This window comes from Pseudomonas sp. MYb13, from assembly GCF_002980075.1.
Lineage (GTDB): Bacteria > Pseudomonadota > Gammaproteobacteria > Pseudomonadales > Pseudomonadaceae > Aquipseudomonas > Aquipseudomonas lurida.
In genome coordinates, this window is record NZ_PCQI01000023.1 from 1 (window position 1) to 13,257 (window position 13,257).

At 62.0% G+C, this 13,257-nt stretch carries 13 protein-coding genes and 1 pseudogene; 9 read left to right on the forward strand and 5 right to left on the reverse strand.

Features of this window, described 5'->3' with window-relative positions; all coding sequences use genetic code 11:
- The 5 genes and pseudogenes from CQ002_RS26110 to CQ002_RS26125 all read left to right on the forward strand — a co-directional run.
- Window positions 1–704: pseudogene (locus CQ002_RS26110) on the forward strand (MFS transporter); the annotation flags it as partial.
- A gap of 61 nt (window positions 705–765) precedes the next feature.
- Window positions 766–1,200 carry a hypothetical protein gene (locus CQ002_RS26115; protein WP_034107720.1) on the forward strand — a complete coding sequence of 145 codons (435 nt, stop codon included), beginning with the start codon at window positions 766–768 and terminating at the stop codon, window positions 1,198–1,200.
- Window positions 1,197–2,657 carry an ATPase domain-containing protein gene (locus CQ002_RS26120; protein ID WP_034107718.1) on the forward strand — a complete coding sequence of 487 codons (1,461 nt, stop codon included), beginning with the start codon at window positions 1,197–1,199 and terminating at the stop codon, window positions 2,655–2,657. Before CQ002_RS26115 ends, CQ002_RS26120 begins: the two co-directional genes overlap by 4 nt.
- 8 nt (window positions 2,658–2,665) lie before the next feature.
- Entirely contained in the window at window positions 2,666–2,980 is a 315-nt protein-coding gene (locus tag CQ002_RS28680) for a hypothetical protein (RefSeq protein WP_234010342.1), read from the forward strand.
- A 24-nt stretch (window positions 2,981–3,004) separates the two neighbouring features.
- The gene (locus CQ002_RS26125; protein ID WP_234010341.1) at window positions 3,005–3,685 is read left to right on the forward strand and encodes a sensor histidine kinase KdpD; all 681 of its coding nucleotides are present in this window, start codon (window positions 3,005–3,007) and stop codon (window positions 3,683–3,685) included.
- Here the strand turns inward: CQ002_RS26125 and CQ002_RS26130 are convergent.
- Complete coding sequence (locus tag CQ002_RS26130) at window positions 3,682–4,743, reverse strand: SDR family oxidoreductase (RefSeq protein WP_034107714.1); 1,062 nt, start codon at window positions 4,741–4,743, stop codon at window positions 3,682–3,684. The genes CQ002_RS26125 and CQ002_RS26130 overlap by 4 nt on opposite strands.
- A gap of 156 nt (window positions 4,744–4,899) precedes the next feature.
- On the opposite strand from CQ002_RS26130, the gene CQ002_RS26135 reads away from it, so the two are divergent.
- Window positions 4,900–5,697: a DNA/RNA non-specific endonuclease gene (locus CQ002_RS26135; protein ID WP_034107712.1), complete on the forward strand. Its 798-nt coding sequence runs from the start codon at window positions 4,900–4,902 to the stop codon at window positions 5,695–5,697.
- On the opposite strand, the gene CQ002_RS26140 is transcribed toward CQ002_RS26135, so the two are convergent.
- The gene (locus tag CQ002_RS26140; RefSeq protein ID WP_034107710.1) at window positions 5,648–6,916 is read right to left on the reverse strand and encodes an MFS transporter; all 1,269 of its coding nucleotides are present in this window, start codon (window positions 6,914–6,916) and stop codon (window positions 5,648–5,650) included. The two genes, CQ002_RS26135 and CQ002_RS26140, sit on opposite strands and share 50 nt — an antisense overlap.
- A 733-nt stretch (window positions 6,917–7,649) precedes the next feature.
- Between CQ002_RS26140 and CQ002_RS26145 the strand changes: the two genes are divergently transcribed.
- A complete protein-coding gene (locus tag CQ002_RS26145) occupies window positions 7,650–8,858 on the forward strand; it encodes a YeeE/YedE family protein (protein WP_034107708.1) in 1,209 nt (402 codons plus the stop codon).
- 1 nt (window position 8,859) lies between these two features.
- Here CQ002_RS26145 and CQ002_RS26150 read toward each other — a convergent pair whose 3' ends face one another.
- The gene (locus tag CQ002_RS26150; protein WP_069077874.1) at window positions 8,860–9,021 is read right to left on the reverse strand and encodes a DUF2986 domain-containing protein; all 162 of its coding nucleotides are present in this window, start codon (window positions 9,019–9,021) and stop codon (window positions 8,860–8,862) included.
- A 150-nt stretch (window positions 9,022–9,171) separates the two neighbouring features.
- Here CQ002_RS26150 and panB point away from each other — a divergent pair, with 150 nt between their 5' ends.
- Entirely contained in the window at window positions 9,172–9,987 is an 816-nt protein-coding gene (panB, locus tag CQ002_RS26155) for a 3-methyl-2-oxobutanoate hydroxymethyltransferase (RefSeq protein WP_034107706.1), read from the forward strand.
- On the opposite strand, the gene CQ002_RS26160 is transcribed toward panB, so the two are convergent.
- Both CQ002_RS26160 and CQ002_RS26165 read right to left on the reverse strand, forming a co-directional pair.
- Entirely contained in the window at window positions 9,975–11,369 is a 1,395-nt protein-coding gene (locus CQ002_RS26160) for a PLP-dependent aminotransferase family protein (RefSeq protein WP_105163152.1), read from the reverse strand. The two genes, panB and CQ002_RS26160, sit on opposite strands and share 13 nt — an antisense overlap.
- A gap of 48 nt (window positions 11,370–11,417) precedes the next feature.
- On the reverse strand, window positions 11,418–12,452 hold the full coding sequence (locus tag CQ002_RS26165) for an alpha/beta fold hydrolase (RefSeq protein ID WP_105162611.1): 1,035 nt from the start codon (window positions 12,450–12,452) through the stop codon (window positions 11,418–11,420).
- 245 nt (window positions 12,453–12,697) lie between these two features.
- On the opposite strand from CQ002_RS26165, the gene CQ002_RS28225 reads away from it, so the two are divergent.
- Window positions 12,698–13,204, forward strand: coding sequence for a hypothetical protein (locus CQ002_RS28225; RefSeq protein ID WP_146117485.1), 507 nt, complete (start codon window positions 12,698–12,700; stop codon window positions 13,202–13,204).
- Window positions 13,205–13,257: the final 53 nt, after the last annotated feature.

Consider the following 13,257-nt stretch of genomic DNA (forward strand, 5'->3'; position numbering starts at 1 on the left):
GGCGCACCACCTTCGGCCTGATGTCGGCGGTGAGCCTGGTGCTGATCGCTTGGGTGCTGGTGAAAGTCCCGGACTACGCGCCCCAGCCCGCGCATCAACGCGTGTCGTTGGGCAAGGTGCTGACCACGCCGGGTGTGCGACCGGTGCTGGCGGTGGTCATCAGCTGGATGCTGGCGCACAACATTCTCTACACCTACATCGCGCCGTTTGTGGCACCGGCCGGTTTGGCGGATCGGGTTGACCTGGTGTTGTTGGTATTCGGGGTTGCCGCGCTGGCGGGGATCTGGATCACGGCAAGGCTGGTGGAGCCGCTATTGCGCCACACGGTACTCACGAGCCTCGTGGTGTTTGGCGGGGTCTCGCTGGCGTTGGGCTTGTTCGGCAACGTGCCTGGAGTGATCTACCTCGGCGTAGCGGTATGGGGCCTGAGTTTCGGCGGTGCCGCGACCTTGTTGCAAACCGCCCTGGCCGACGCGGCGGGGGATGGCGCGGACGTGGCGCTGTCGCTGAATGTGGTGGCCTGGAACAGCGCCATTGCCGGCAGTGGCGTCGTCGGTGGGGTGTTGCTGGAGAGCTGGGGCGTGGCGGCATTTCCGTGGGCGATGCTGGTGTTGATTGGCGTGTCGCTGGCGATTGCCTGGGGTGCCAGGGCCCATGGGTTCAAGCCGGGACGGCGTGCGGGAGCGGCGATAGTGGCTCATTAAACCCTCGGTCGAACGCCATTGGGTGTACGCTGGGTCTCAATTCATCGGATATTAGCCCTTCATGTCCACGCTAAGCGAAGAGAGCCGCCAGATCGTAGCTTCTCTGGCGCACCGTGCTGGTCCTGCCGCTGATATTGCAGGCATTGCTGAAGCGATCATGTCGATCTTGCAGGACATGGACGCAGCACTCATCCCCATCATTGGGCAGCAAGGCTGTGTCGCGCTGTTGCGCCGCAGCCTGCATCTCAGCGCCTCGACCCAGGCGCGACTCGCCAATTTGCACGACCGCATGCAGGCGGCGACGGATCGGGCCGGGCTCAAGGCCGTATTGCTAGAGCAGACTGAAGCTGATGCGCTGTTTTTGGGTGAGGTGTTGCTGACGACCTTTTACACCTTGCTCACCACGCTGATTGGGCCTTCGCTGACCGCGCGTTTACTGCGCGACGTGTGGGAACCTTCTTTGAGCGACACCCCTTCGCAGGAAAATTCGCCATGAGCACCAAAGTAACTATCAACCGCCTGGCTACCGGTGTGCCAGGGCTGGACGAGGTGCTGGGCGGAGGATTGCCGGAGTTTTCGTTCAACCTGATCGCCGGCCCCCCTGGCTGTGGCAAGACCACGCTGGCGCATCAGATGATGTTTGCCTTGGCGACACCTGAACGCCCCGCGCTGTTTTTCACTGTGCTGGGCGAGCCGCCGCTGAAGATGCTGCGTTATCAGCAGCAGTTTGACTTCTTCGACAACGAAGCGATCAACCAATCGATCCGCTACATCAACCTGGCCGACGATACCCTGGCCGGGAACCTGGACGAAGTGCTGCGCCGGATCGTCAGCGAAGTGGAGGCGCACTCGCCGTCGCTGGTGTTTGTCGATTCCTTCCGCTCGGTGGTGCTGGCCAGCCAGACCCAACACAACCCCAATAACAACCTGCCGCAGTTCGTGCAACAACTGGGCATGTTGATGACCACCTGGCAGGCGACTACGTTCCTCATCGGCGAGTACTTCACCGAGACCGACACCAACCCGATCTTCACCGTGGCCGACGGGCTGATCTGGTTGCGCCAGAGCGTCGAGCGCAACTCGATGGTGCGCAAGATGGAAATCATGAAGATGCGCGGCCAACCGACCTTGCCGGGCTTGCACACCTTTCGTATTGCCAGTTCGGGCATCAAGGTGTTCGCACCGGCAGCCCTCAACCCGGTCGAGGCGCCGATGACGCTGCCTGTTCAGCGCCTGAAAATGGGCGTGCCGCGTCTCGACGACATGCTCGGTGGCGGCCTGCCGCGGGGCTATTCGCTGCTGGTGGCTGGGCCTTCGGGGTCGGGCAAAAGCATCCTGGCGGCGACCTTCCTGGCCGAGGGTGCACGCAATGGTGAAACCGGCGTTATCGCGGTATTCGAACAACGCCCAAACCGCTCGCAAAACGCCGTGCTGGCCGACTTGATCCACAGTGGCAAGGTCGGCCTGGTGGACAGCCGGGCGCCGGACCTGTCGATTGACGAAATTGTCCAACTGCTGCTCAGCGAAATCAGCCGCTTGAACGCCACGCGGGTGGTCATCGATTCGCTGTCGGGTTTTGAGCTGGCCCTGGCGCCGACCTTTCGTGAGGACTTCCGTGAGTCGTTGTCACGCATGGTCACGGCCTTGACCCGCGCCGGGGTCAGCGTGTTGATGACCTCGGAACTCGAAGACCGCTACACCGACCTGCGCTTCAGCCCCTACGGCACGGCGTTCCTGACAGATGCGATCATCGTGCAGCGCTACATCGAAGTGCGCAGCCGCTTGCTGCGCATCATGGCCGTGGTCAAGGTGCGCGCCAGTGCCCATTGCGATGAGCTGCGCCAATACCACATCAACGAAGATGGCCTACAGATCGGCGAGATGCTCGCTGACCAGGAGGGGCTGCTAGGTGGTCGACCGACCCGCGAGCACACGGGCGCTGAAAATGTGTGAGTTGACTCATGAGTAAAGGCGCGGGCGGGGACGAGCGTGAGGTGGCCAGTGCCGCCCATGAGTTGTTCATGCTCGGCCAGAAAACGGTTGAGGCCCGCGCCGTACTGGCCGCGCTGCAGCAACAACTGACTGACGCCAACACCCGCTTGGAGGATTCCCAGCACGTCGAGCAACTGATTGAGGCCAACCAGCAGTTGGTGCTGGCGATACTGCTGGCGCAATCCGACGCGGTGGCGGCGCCTCTGGTCGAGGAGCAACAATTGTTCCAGGAATTGCGCGAAGCCAATGCGCAACTGGTGATCGCCGCACTCAGCGCCCAGTAGCTTCAAGCCACTGCCGAACGTGCGTTGGGCCAGCAGAAAAGCATCCTGGCGATGGTTGCCCATGAACTGCGCAACCCACTGACGCCCATCAGCCTGATTGCCGAGCGCATGGTCAGGCTACCCAGCGACCAACTGCCACGCATGCGCGAGTTGATCGAAGGCCAAGTCCAGCATATTTCCCAACTGGTCGACGACTTGCTGGATGTCTCGCGCGCCAGCACCGGAAAACTGCGCATTCACCGCCGCGAGGTGGACATGCTGCGCATCCTGAATGCCGCCGTCGACGCCTGCAGCCCGGTGATGATCGCGCGTAGGCAGCAATTCGATGTGGCGGTTCCCGACGCGATCCTGACTATCAACGGCGACCCCGTGCGACTCGCACAGATCCTTCACAACCTGCTAGGCAACGCGGCCAAGTACACCCAGGCGGGTGGCACTATCGCGATGGTGGTGAGCGTGGACGCTGGGCGATTGAGGATCAGCATTGCCGACAATGGCATCGGTGTGACCGCCAAGGCCTTGCCGTTCATTTTTGATCCTTATGTGCAGGACGCCCACGCAATCGGTTTCAACAGTGCCGGCCTGGGCATTGGCTTGACTGTGGTGCGCGAACTGGTCGAAGCCCATGGCGGTACCGTCACGGGCATGAGTGAAGGGCATGGCAAGGGCAGCGAATTTGTGGTGTCGCTGCCGCTGTCGGGTTAAGGAATCAGCCGCGCATCACGCAACTGATCGAACACGTCGAAAAAGGCCTGGTCGCTGGCCTGGTAGGCGGTGAAGCCCAGCTTGCGGCTCTTGGACATATCGGTGACGACCTCGATCGGCCGTCCCAGGTCGGCGTCGGTGTGCCACGGCGAGATGAGCCGGCTGATGTCCGCTTCTTTCAGCCCGTGTTGCGCCGCGATCTGGCGCCAGATGGCCTGGTCGTCGGCCATCTGGCGTTCGAGCGGGGCGGGCGCGGCGGGGAACTCTGCCGGCGCAAGGCCAAAATAATCCGCAATCTGCCCCCACATCCATTGCCAGCGGAATACATCGCCATTGGTGATGTTGAACGCCTGGTTGGCGGCCGCCGGTGTGGTGGCCGCCCACAGCTGTTGCTTGGCCAATTGCCGCGCATCGGTCATGTCGGTGAGGCTGTCCCATTGCACGCGGGAGCCTGGAAACACGAACGGGCGCCCGGTGTGTTTGCACACGCTGGCGTAGACGGCGAGGGTGGTCGCCATGTTCATCGCATTGCCCACGGCCACGCCGGTGACGGTGTGCGGGCGGTGCACGCTCCAGGTGAACCCATCTTTCTCGGCCGCAGCGAACACCTCGTCCTCCTGGGCATAGTAGAAATTCTCCACGTCCAGACGGCCTTGTTCTTCGCGGAACGGGGTTTGCGGCAGGCTGCCCTTGCCATAGTTCTCGAAGGGGCCGAGGTAGTGCTTCAAACCGGTGACCAGCGCCACATGCTGCACGCTGCTGGCGGGGCGCACCGCGTCCAGCACGTTGCGCACCATCGCGGCGTTGACGCGGATGTTCTCGGCCTCCGTGGCCTGGCGTGACCATGTGGTGATAAACACATGCGAGGGTTTCAACTCGGCCAGTGCCTGCTGTACAGACGCCGGGTCTTGCAGGTCGGCGGCTACCGGGATCACGCCGGGCACTTGGGACGGGCTACGGGACAGCGCGGCGACTTGCCACTGATTATCGAGCAGTAACTGGGTGATGGCGCTGCCAACGATGCCGCTGGCGCCAACGACTAAGGCTGTCTGGGTCATAATGTTCTCCCGAGGATGTAGGGTTCTGAGCCCCTTCGTGTAGGAGAGGTTCAACCTTATCCGTGAGCCTTGCGGCACCAAACAGCCCTATAAGGGTCATAGGCCCCGCACGAACATTCGCGCTTGTCCGTTTACCCTCACCATAAGATCTAACGCATGTACCTACGCAATATTGCAGTCGGGCTGTCGGCCCTTGTTTTGCTTTCCACCGCTGTAGACGCACGCAGCCTGGCCAATCCCTACACCCCCACGCAACAACGCAGCTCGTTCGACGGTTGCGCCCAACTTTTCCCCGCTACCACCCCGATCAACACAGCCACCGTCCCGGCGTCGATGAAACCCCTGGCCCTGTGTTCCGACACCTTTGCGGTGCTGTACTCGCAAACCAGCAAGACACCGCTGGTGGTGGTCGAGCGCCTGAATGCCGCGCAGTTGAAAGACGCCAAAGGCGAGGAGCGCACCAACCAGTTCTACCCCGACCCTCGCATCCCCAAGGCTGGGCGTGCGGAGCTGAGTGACTACCGCAGCCAGCACCCGGCCGTGGACCGCGGCCACCAGGCCCCGGCTGCCGATGCGCCGAACGCCCATGCCATGGCTCAGTCCTTCGCGCTGTCGAACATGGTGCCGCAAGACCCCACCAACAACCGCAAGGTGTGGAGCAAAGTCGAGGCCGACGTGCGCAAATTCGCCAAGCGTGCGGGGGGTGATGTGTATGTGTTCACCGGCCCGCTGTTCGATGCCGGCTACGGCACCATCGGCGACAACAAGGTCTGGGTGCCGACGCGCCTGTTCAAGCTGGTGTATGACGCCTCAAGCAAGCGTGCCTGGGCGTATGTGCTGCCCAACGCCGAGACGCGGATCCAGAAACCGATGGACTACGACACCTTTGTGAAGAGCACCGGGCTCAAGTTGTTGGGGGATCTTCCGGTTTCGGGCTCGGTGGGGCGGACATGATCGAGGCGGGTCTATCCAGTTGGCGCTTGAGGGTATAGAGCGCCACCCCCACGGCAAGTATCCCTGCCAACGCACCCACCCCCAGCGCCCAACGTGGCCCCAGGTGGTCAGCGACCCAACCGACAATCGGCGCACCGATCGGCGTTCCACCCAGGGCCACGCCCACGCGCAGGGCGATCACTCGGCCGCGCATCGCCGGCTCGGTCGTGAGCTGCATCAGGCTGTTGGTGGTGTTGCTGAAGGTCATGGCACCCACGCCGATGATCACCAGCGCCACCGCGAACAGCCAGTAGTTCGGCGCCAGGGCTGCCAAGGTGCAGCCAATCCCGAATATCGCCGCACCGTTGAGCAGCGAGCTGAACTGTGGGCGTTCACGGCCAGCCGCGATCAGTGCGCCGGCGATAGTGCCGATGGCCAGCGTCGAGGACAGCAGGCCGTAGCCGCGCGCATCGGTATCGAACACGCGGACCGCCATGGTCGAGATGAAGATCGGGAAGTTCATGCCGAAGGTGCCAATCAGGAACAGCATCAGCAGGATCGCCTTCAAGTCCGGTCGCGCCCACACATATCGCAACCCTTCGGTGAGGCTGCCCTTGGTGCGCAAGGCGCGAACCTTGGCGTGCTGCCCCGAGACCCGCAGCAAAAACAGCGAAGCCAGCACCGCAAAGAAACTGCTGCCATTGAGCAGGAACGCCCAGCCGGTGCCTACCGATGCGATCGTCAGGCCGGCCACCGCCGGGCCGATCATGCGGGCCATATTGAACGAGGTGGAGTTGAGCGCGATGGCGTTGGACAAGTCCTTCTCGCCGACCAACTCCGCGACGAAGATCTGCCGCACCGGTGCATCGAATGCCGAGGCGCAGCCGGACAGAAACGCGAACACATACACATGCCACAGCTCGACGAACCCGGTGATGGTAAACACCCCCAACGTCAGTGCCAGCAGGCCCATGACCGCCTGGGTCACGATCAGCAGTTTGCGCTGGTCATAGTGGTCGGCGGCAAAGCCGGTCCACGGCAGCAACAGCAGTTGCGGCCCGAACTGCAAGGACATGACGATGCCGACAGCGGCGGCGTTGTGCGCAGTGAGCTGGGTCAGCACCAACCAATCCTGGGCGGTGCGTTGCATCCAGGTGCCGATATTGGAAACCAGTGCACCGGCGGCCCAGATGCGGTAATTGGGGCTTCGCAGGGAGCGGAAGGTGCCGAGGAAACTCATGGTTGTATCGGGGACTCCTCAAGCCGACGGAACGATTTGCACAATGCCTGGGTGCATAGCGCGGCAGGCGCAACTACCTACCACAGTGAAGATCAATGTGGGCGTTGTCGAGCCCTGGCGAGGCTGCGAAGGCGGCACCGCCGGCATTTACATTGCCTGACCTACCGCCATCGCAGCCTCGCTAAAGCTCGACAGCTCCCACACGGGATCTGATTTGTAGACGGAAATTTGAGCCACGACGAAGATCAACTGTGGGAGCTGTCGAGCCCCAGCGAGGCTGCGAAGGCGGCGTCACGGCTAGCCTTTCCATTGCCTGACACACCGTAATCGCAGCCTCGCCAAAGCTCGACAGCTCCCACAAGGGATCTGCTTTGTAGACAGAAATTTGAGCCACGACGAAGATCAACTGTGGGAGCTGTCGAGCCCCAGCGAGGCTGCGAAGGCGGCGGCACCGCTGGCCTTTCCATCGCCTGACCCACCGCCATCGCAGCCTCGCCAAAGCTGGACAGCTCCCACAAGGGGTCTGCTTTGTAGACAGAAATTTGAGCCACGACAAAGATCAACTGTGGGAGCTGTCGAGCCCCAGCGAGGCTGCGAAGGCTGCGGCACGGCTGGTATTTCCATTGCCTGACACAGCGCCATCGCAGCCTCGCCGGCCCCCACACTGTATTTCGCCCCACGGGGTATACTCGCCTACTCGCAACCAACCCATTCAAACTGCCCGAGATACTCCATGAGCACTCTTTCTCTCACCCCCGCGCGCAAGCCTGTCGCGCCGCTGGTGGCCTTTATCATCCTGGTGCTTGGCGCCCTGTTCCTGCAAAACATGGTCGGCTCGCGCCAGGTGCTATTGCTGGTGGTTGGCGCCGCGCTGGGCTTGACCCTTTACCACGCCGCCTTCGGGTTCACCTCGGCGTGGCGCGTCTTCATCAATGATCGGCGCGGCGCCGGCCTGCGCGCGCAGATGGTGATGCTGGCGGTGGCGGTGCTGCTGTTCTTCCCGGCGTTGGGGGCGGGCACGTTGTTCGGGCAGCCAGTGGTCGGGTTGGTGGCGCCGGCCGGGGTGTCGGTGGTGTTCGGGGCGTTCATTTTCGGGATCGGCATGCAACTGGGCGGCGGTTGTGCGTCGGGCACGCTGTTCACCGTGGGCGGCGGTAATGCGCGCATGCTGGTGACGCTGTTGTTCTTTATCTGCGGGTCGTTGATTGCCACGCACCACGTGGATTGGTGGTTCGCGCTCCCGGCCTTCCCGGCAGTGTCTATCGTCAAGAGTTTCGGCGTGGTGCCGGCGTTGGGCTTGAGCCTGGCGGTGTTCGCGATCATTGCGCTGGTGACGGTTCGCCTGGAGAAGGGCCGCCACGGTCAGCTGGAAGAGGGTGTAAAAAGCGAGCACCAGGGCGTGCGCCGCTTCCTGCGCGGGCCGTGGCCATTGGTGTGGGGCGCCATCGGCTTGGCTTTGCTTAACTACGCCACCCTGGCATTGGCGGGGCGGCCGTGGGGCATTACTTCAGCGTTCGCCTTGTGGGGTGCCAAGGTTGCGAGCGGCCTGGGTGTAGACGTGGCCAGCTGGGCGTTCTGGCAGATGCCGGGCAACGCCAAGGCCCTGGCCGCACCGGTGTGGGAAGACATCACCAGTGTGATGGACATCGGCATCGTCCTCGGTGCGCTGTTGGCGGCCGGCCTGGCCGGGCGCTTTGCCCCCAGCCTGAAAATTCCAGCGCGCTCGCTGGTGGCGGCGGTAATCGGCGGCCTGTTGCTCGGCTATGGCTCGCGCCTGGCCTACGGCTGCAACATCGGCGCGTATTTCAGCGGCATCGCCTCGGGCAGCCTGCATGGCTGGGTATGGCTGGTGGCGGCGTTTATCGGCAACAGCGTCGGCGTGCGTCTGCGGCCGTTCTTCTTTGCGGGCGAGCGACCGCAGGTGGCGCTGAGCGGTTGCTGAATCAGCTTTCAGGTGGAAGGCTGGGCGCCTGGGCCGCTTCAGCCGCCAGCCTTTCCCGATCTGCCTTGCTGATGTACGTATCCTTTTTCTTCGGCGCCAATTTGGCGCTGGCCTTCTTGGCTTTGGCCTTGAAGAGCTGCTGCAGTTTTTTCTGGCGATTCATGTCTTTCTACCCGGGTTGTTCAGGCTCGGGATGATACCAGCTTAAAATCCGACGCCGTCCCCTGGGTCGCTTTTTAGCGCCGATCTGTGCATTGAATCGCCGTTGCTTTCACCAATAATCGGGTCCTCCAGCGCATAACGGAAGACACTGATGAGCATCCATACCCGCACCAAGCGCATGACGGTCCCGCAACTGGTCGCCATGAAGGGCCAGCAGAAGATCGTCTCCCTGACGGCTTACTCCAGCGCCATCGCCAAGCTGATCGATCCGTTGGTCGACTTCATCCTGGTGGGCGATTCCACGGCCATGGTCGGTTATGGCCGGCCTTCGACGTTGAGCATGCAACTCGAAGAAATCATCGGCCACACCCGGGCGGTGGTCGACAGCACGCACCTGGCCTGTGTCATCGCCGACATGCCGTTCGGCAGTTATCAGGAATCCAACGAGCAGGCCTTCCGCAACTGCGCCCAGGTACTGGCGCGCACCGGTTGCGACGCCGTCAAGCTGGAAGCCAACCAGGCGTTGGCGGGCACCGTCGAGTTTCTGGTGGCGCGCGGTATTCCGGTGATGGCTCACGTGGGGTTGATGCCCCAGTTCGTCAATGTGATGGGCGGTTTCAAGGCCCAGGGCCTCACCGCTGAAACCGGCGCCGTGATAGCCGAGGACGCTCGGGCCAACCTGCAAGCGGGCGCGTTCAGCCTATTGCTCGAAGGGGTGGCTGAAGGTGTTGCGCGGCAGATCACCCTCGACTCGACAATGCCCACCATCGGCATTGGCGCTTCACCGGCCTGTGACGGCCAGGTGCTGGTCACTGAAGATGTGCTGGGCCTGGGCGGCGAACACCTGCCGCGCTTCGTCAAACAGTACGCGGATGTCGGCGCGGTGATTCGTGACGCGTGCGAGCGGTTTGCCGAAGACGTGCGCCATGGTCGCTTCCCTGAGGCGCGGCACTGTTACGGGCTGTGACGGATTGCCCGCGCTAGTTGCTCCACGGCCTGGGCGATGTCCTTGCTCCAATCCAGGGTAAAGCTCAGGCGCACATGCTGTTTCCAGGCGCCTTGCTGGCTGAACAGCTCACCGGGGGCGATGACGATGCGTTCGGCCAGCAGGCGTTCGAACACCCGGTGCATGTCGACCGGGTGCTTGGCCTCCAGCCAGAAGCTCGCACCGCCTTGGGGCATCACCACCTCGAAGGTACCCTGGCTGTGTTCGTCCAGCAGGGTGTTCATACGCGTCATGCTTGCTTGCAGCACCGCCCGCAGCTTGTGCAGATGCGGGTCGATGCGCTGGGAGGTGAACAGTTTTGCGATAGCTTTCTGGCGGATCGGCGAGAGTCGAAACGCCCGCTTCAGGAACAACCGCTGCAACTGTGGCCCATGCCCTCGGCACAGCACATAACCGTAGGGCGCCTCGGCGCCGATCACCTTGTCGAAGGTCGAGAACACCAACAGTTTCTGCCGGTCGGCAAAGTCGCGGTAGCGGGCCGGCTGGGGGGTGAAGTACAACTCGCCGTACGTGTCGTTTTCGAACAACCAGATATCCCGCTCAGCGAGCCACTGGCAGATCTGCTGTTTATCCTCAGTTGGCATGCGGCTGCCATGGGGGATGTTCACGGTCGACGACAGCACCGCCAGGCGGATGGGCTCCTGCCTGAGCCGTTCATCGAGCGCGACCAGGTCGAAGCGCCCGTCGGCGTCCAGGGGCACTTCGATTACGCGGATGTGCGCCGCCTGCAACTGGCGCAGGATCGCCCATGAGCACGGCGATTCCACCAGCGCCACCGTGCCCTCCAGCCCCAGGGCATTGAGCGACAACTCCAGCACACTGTGCAGGTCCGCGCCGATGTACACCTGGTCGGCCTGCCAATAGTTGGCAGTGGAACAGGTGTAGTGCTCGGCCAACGCCGCGCGCAACTCTGGCTCACCGAACGGCAGATAGAGCGGGCTGAGTGAACGCGGGTAAAGGCGCGCCAGTTCCCGCTCGATCATCAGCAGCGGGTTTTCCAGCGAGAGCAGCATCGCAGGGGCGTCGCTGCTCAGGGCCAGCATGCCTGGCTGCCGGGCGCTGGCAAAGACTTGGTCGAGCAGGGTAGGCGGGTGTCCAGTCGATAAAGGCCCCGGCACCCAACGCGTGAAGTAGCCGAACTTGGGCTTGGCGTAAACCCGGCCTTCATCCTCGAGCAGCGAGTAGGCGTACTTGGTCGTCGATACCGACACGCCGAGGCGCTGCGCCAACTGGCGCAGCGACGGTAACTTCTGCTCGCCTTGCGCAGGGCTGGCCTCGATCATCTCGACGAGGTAGCGATACACCGCTTGGTAGGCGAACGAGGCGTCTTTGGGGGTATCCACGATCACTCCGGGGGCTTCATCGCGATGTTTCAGGTGATTGCGCCTTCTTCAAGGGTGAAAGGAGCGCGCCAGAAATTCATCGATCAGCGCCACCACCTGCCGCTGAATAACCGCCCTCGGTCGCGCGCCCTCACCATCCCGGCAGATCATGCCATCGCCTGGCGAATCTTCCTCGATCAACGCCATGCCGCCCGGCTTGCAGATCGACATAAAGCTGAAGTGCGTGGCGTCGGTGATCTCTACGTAGTGCGTCGATGCTTTTGGCAGGCGCCGGACCATGTCGGCAGACTCCAGGTTGGGGTCCATATCCTCCGTGGGTACGCCGCCCGCGATCACCAGTGCCGGCACCGGCAGTGCGGCCAGGCTGGAGTCGGTGAAGCCGCGCGAGAGACCCAGGTCCAATGTCACCACGGCGCCGACACGTACGTCGCGCAGGGCTGCGGCCAGTTGGGCCTTCGCAGTCGGTGTCTCGGCGGGTTTTATCTGCTGGTAGCCGATGCAACCGCCCAGCTTGGGATGGGCATTGCAGTCCCGGGCGAAAAGGTCCGGGTCGAAACGGGCACCGGCGATTTCCATGGCGGTCCAGCCGCCGATGGAATGGCCCACCACGGCGATGCGGCCTTTCGCGACTGCACCGAATTGCGTCGGCTGGGCGATCACTGCATCGATGGCCCGGCTCACGTCTTTGGGCCGTTCCCACAACTGCGCGGCAGCCTGGGGGCTGCGGTCTTTGCTGGTAGTGCCGGGGTGGTTCAGCGCCGCCACGATGTAACCCTTGTGGGCCAAGGCGCTGGCCAGCCATACCTGATTGCCCCAGTTACCGCCGTAGCCGTGGGACAGCACCACCAAGGGGTGTTCGCGGCTCTCTGCTGGCGCGTCGGGCACCGCGAGGGCGCCGAAGAACACTGCGTCATCGCGGATCAGCGCCGGTGTCGTAGTGGCGGCGGTGGGGTACCAGACGACCATTTGCAGAGGGCGCTGCGCATCGGCGACGGTGATGTTCTTGAAGCCGATAGAGGTGGTATCGGCGAATACAGGCGTTGCCAGGCAAACCAGCAGTAGCGCGGTGAGGGTGTTTTTCACAGTTTTTATCGTCCTTGATGTGAGGGCACATCATGCCTTGAAACAGGGCGTTTTAATAGAGCAGAGGCGGGACTAGGAAGTTGCTGACGAAGTCCTACTTGCAAGTATTACAGATAGGGACTTCATGTTTTTAGGAAGTGAGTGCCTTACTTGAATTGAAAAATAGTGCAAGGGTAGGGGTGTGATTCCTACTGCTGGAATGATTGGAACCTCAGGTACTCACTTCTGATGCTAGGGTGAAGATTATGAAAAGCTCGATTGTATATGCAGGCCGCAACCGTGCAAATCGGTTCTCGCTCGCCGTACTTGCTGTTTTAGTGGTGTTTACAAAAGAGATCGCATGGGCGACGGAGTTTTCTATTACTAAGTCGGGAGCACCAGGGCAAGTGCTCGTATTATCTAACTCCCACACTGATCCTGGTGTCGGTTTTACGAACTTCAATGTTTTGTATCCCGATACTCCCCCTGGAACACTTAATGATCCCAAGCAGTTGCTAGAGATTCGCTGGAGTACGACGTATTATCCTGGGACGCTTAGGGATGACGTGGAATTATGTTATTTTCGTCCTTTCAGCGCCGAAAAAAACTGTGAAACTATCTCCCCGAATTCTTCGGGTGTGTTAATGGTTTTTAATGATCAGTCCTTCGGTCATGGTTCGAAAGTCACGATTTATCACAGGGTATTGGGTGGTACGCCACCTTATGCTCGTCCTGCTGGCGTCGATTCTGTGACATTTAAATATCGGTATTAATTAGCGGCGTGGCACTCGTAGTTATTTCAACTGCGAGTGCACTATAGCGGCGC